At 54.6% G+C, this 1,646-nt stretch carries 5 protein-coding genes; all 5 read left to right on the top strand.

The window, feature by feature from the left end:
- A partial coding sequence (locus Xbud_RS18895) for an integrative conjugative element protein, RAQPRD family (RefSeq protein WP_099137518.1) occupies nt 1–323 on the top strand: 323 nt, incomplete at its 5' end.
- Nucleotides 320–556 carry a TIGR03758 family integrating conjugative element protein gene (locus tag Xbud_RS18900; RefSeq protein WP_047684760.1) on the top strand — a complete coding sequence of 79 codons (237 nt, stop codon included), beginning with the start codon at nt 320–322 and terminating at the stop codon, nt 554–556. The genes Xbud_RS18895 and Xbud_RS18900, both read left to right, overlap by 4 nt.
- A gap of 79 nt (nt 557–635) precedes the next feature.
- Nucleotides 636–968 carry a TIGR03745 family integrating conjugative element membrane protein gene (locus Xbud_RS18905; RefSeq protein WP_339353691.1) on the top strand — a complete coding sequence of 111 codons (333 nt, stop codon included), beginning with the start codon at nt 636–638 and terminating at the stop codon, nt 966–968.
- A 10-nt stretch (nt 969–978) separates the two neighbouring features.
- Nucleotides 979–1,335, top strand: coding sequence for a TIGR03750 family conjugal transfer protein (locus tag Xbud_RS18910; RefSeq protein WP_099137520.1), 357 nt, complete (start codon nt 979–981; stop codon nt 1,333–1,335).
- Nucleotides 1,332–1,646 (top strand): PFL_4703 family integrating conjugative element protein (locus Xbud_RS18915; RefSeq protein WP_099137521.1); only part of this gene is annotated, 315 nt, incomplete at its 3' end. The genes Xbud_RS18910 and Xbud_RS18915, both read left to right, overlap by 4 nt.

Raw genomic sequence — 1,646 nt, forward strand, 5'->3', positions numbered from 1 at the left:
CTGGCTTTTCGCTATCTTGTTCTGTCGGTCTGCTGGGGCTGGCTGTGTTGTGTATGCCACGGGCTCATGCGGCCGAAAAAGACGAACTGGCGAGTGCAATGCGTCTGATTGAGCAGGTGCAAATGGCACTGGAACGCGCAAGCATCGCAGAAAATCAGTCTGACACAGCAAAACGCCCTCGTTATAACTTTGATTATCCGCGCATCCAGGCCGATCTCAATACCATCAAAGCCGGTATCGATCACTACCTTACTCCGTCCCGTGCCCAACCTCGTGAGTCAGGCACTTTATCCGGCTATTACCGTCAGGAAAACCCGCAATGACTGACGCACAACGCAATGCTTTTGAAGTGGCCTCCGGGCATTTTGATATCACTTTTCTGTATCTGGTGTGCGTCGGGTTTTTCCTGGCCACCTTGTTTTTCTGGGCGGCCTGGGCGGCGGTAGATGTCTGGCATGGCTGGGCGAATGAAAAAGTGCGTAATCAGACCCTCAGCCAGTTTGCCCTTCGAACAGCGGTATTGCTGGTCGTGGCTGTCTGGATGTTTGCCAGTTAATGCAGCAAACATAATGAAAAGGAACAGAATCAATATGAAGCAAATTTTTACCGTCTGCCGGCGTATCAGCACAAACCTGATGACACGGGTCAGTACGTTCATGCTGTTATTCGGGCTTTCCTGTGAATCAGCCTGGGCCGATTTACCCGCGATTGAGCCACCTAAAAGTGGTGGCGGTGGCGGATTGCCGGGACAGGCGAAAGGGTATGCGCAGGATGGCATTGTGATTGGCGGATTGATCCTTTCGGCGGTGGCTTTTTTTAAAGTGGCCTCGGCCGTCGTCGAAACCTTTTCCGAAGTGCGGGATGGCAAATCGACCTGGACCCAGTTTGGCGCCATCGTCGTGGTCGGCGTGGTGCTGTTGGTTGCCGTGATTTGGCTGCTGTCAAAATCGGCCAGCATTATCTTTTAAGGCCGTCACCATGCAGACGATCGCTTTCTTACCTGACCGTTTAAACGCCGAACCGGTGGTGTTTCGCGGGTTCACCACGCCTGAGATGGGACTGGCCGCACTGGCCGGGATCGTGCTCGGACTGGCAGTCAGTCTTCCCCTGCTCCCGTTAGTCGGTTGGGTCATGATCCCGACCGGGATGCTGATTATGCCCTTGTTACTGATTAGCTTTGGCGGGCGCTGGCTCGCCCAGCTTAAGCGTGGCAAGCCGGAAAATTATCTTTGGCTGAAACTGGAAGAGAAAAAACGTCGGCTGGGTATCGGTGATCCGGCCTTGATTATTGCCGCCCGGGGCTGGTCGTTACGCCGTAGCAGGAGAATGCGATGAGTCGCTTTCGTCATGCAGTCAAAAACCGGGATCAGCATATTCTGACCCTGCGGATCGCCTGTGGGATTTTGGTGGGGGTGCTGCTGCTGAGCCTGCTGGGCTGGATGGCTTCCCCGCGCAATCTCACTATTCATAACCCGCCAGATTTACGCAGCGGCAGCACCCGCCCGTGGTGGGAAGTGCCTGCGCCCAGCGTCTACAGCTTTGCCTTCTATATTTTCCAGCAACTGAATGCCTGGCCGAAAAACGGGGCACAGGACTATCCGGCCAAAATTTACGCTTTATCACCTTATCTGACGCCGGCCTGTCAG

Origin of the sequence: Xenorhabdus budapestensis, assembly GCF_002632465.1 — a bacterium.
Lineage (GTDB): Bacteria > Pseudomonadota > Gammaproteobacteria > Enterobacterales > Enterobacteriaceae > Xenorhabdus > Xenorhabdus budapestensis.